The 1,056-nt window shown below is 45.8% G+C and carries 1 protein-coding gene; it reads right to left on the bottom strand.

Annotated features, from left to right (window positions below; genetic code table 11):
* Window positions 1-100 precede the first annotated feature (100 nt).
* On the bottom strand, window positions 101-1,056 hold a 956-nt coding region (locus A3757_RS27040; protein ID WP_197470142.1), incomplete at its 5' end, for a hypothetical protein.

The following is a 1,056-nucleotide window of genomic DNA, read 5'->3' as shown; positions in this document are numbered from 1 at the left end:
CATTGCCCAGCTAAAGCAGCCCTTGTGATAACAAAGCTGCCTCAGCTCAAGCAATTAGGCCTCCCCATTCGTTTTTCATGACAAACATGAGTACCAAACGTTACATGAGTTTCAAGAATTCACGTAGGGCTAGTTTTTCTTCTGCAGGTAGATCTATACCAAACTGGTGGCCTTTGTTCTCAACAAAATCACCGCACTTCAAGAATACTGCATCATGTGGATTAGACGAAAGTACATGCGCAGCAGGCGTGCCTTTAGGGAAATGGACAATGCCATCTGGCTGACCGCTTAAGGTAATATTCAGGTCATGCTGTAACTTAGTGATCTTCTGCGGGCGACTGTTCTCTGCCAGCGGATCGTCAGACTTCATCAACTCATCGAAGGCCATTTCGAATTGTTCGATACGTCCTTTAACCGTGTAGTCAGGTGAACCGTCTTCAAGGAAAGTCACTTCACCAATCGCATTGTTATGTAGGAATGGAGCCGTTGCCCAAGCCGATAATAGAGAGAAGTTTCTCAAGTACCCTGGGCCACCTTCAATCTTCTTCTCGCCAATCTGCATACCACCGACGATTGGCGCGACAGGGTTAAGCACCTTAGGAATACTGCCCGGTGAAGGCTTATTCTTGTAGGTCTCAGATGAGAACTCTTCAAAGATGTGGCCTTCATTATGATTGTCATGAATGGCTCGACAATAGTTTGTACCAATGATATCGAAAGGCACTAACTCATCGTTTGACAGCCAATCCTGACCAAAGATACCTTTCTCGGCGAACTGCTTAGGACGTAACTTACCGGACTCATCTTTCTGCATAAATTTCGCAATAAAGGCCGGATCATTGCGCTCTGCGTCAGTGAACTCTAATTGCCAGTAATCTTCCGAACCAAATACATGACCTTCGTAGAACTTGGCCAAAGCATTCTTATCTGCACGTACGTTTTCTGGTGCCATTTTCGAGCTGTGGCAACCTGCACACTCACGAGCAAAAACTTTGCGGCCTTCTGGAACCTTATCCAAATCGATATAATCCTTACCTGCTTTGCCATCCAGGTCTT

The sequence above is a fragment of the Oleiphilus sp. HI0117 genome (assembly GCF_001635235.1).
This window is presented reverse-complemented; position numbering and strand designations above follow the sequence as displayed.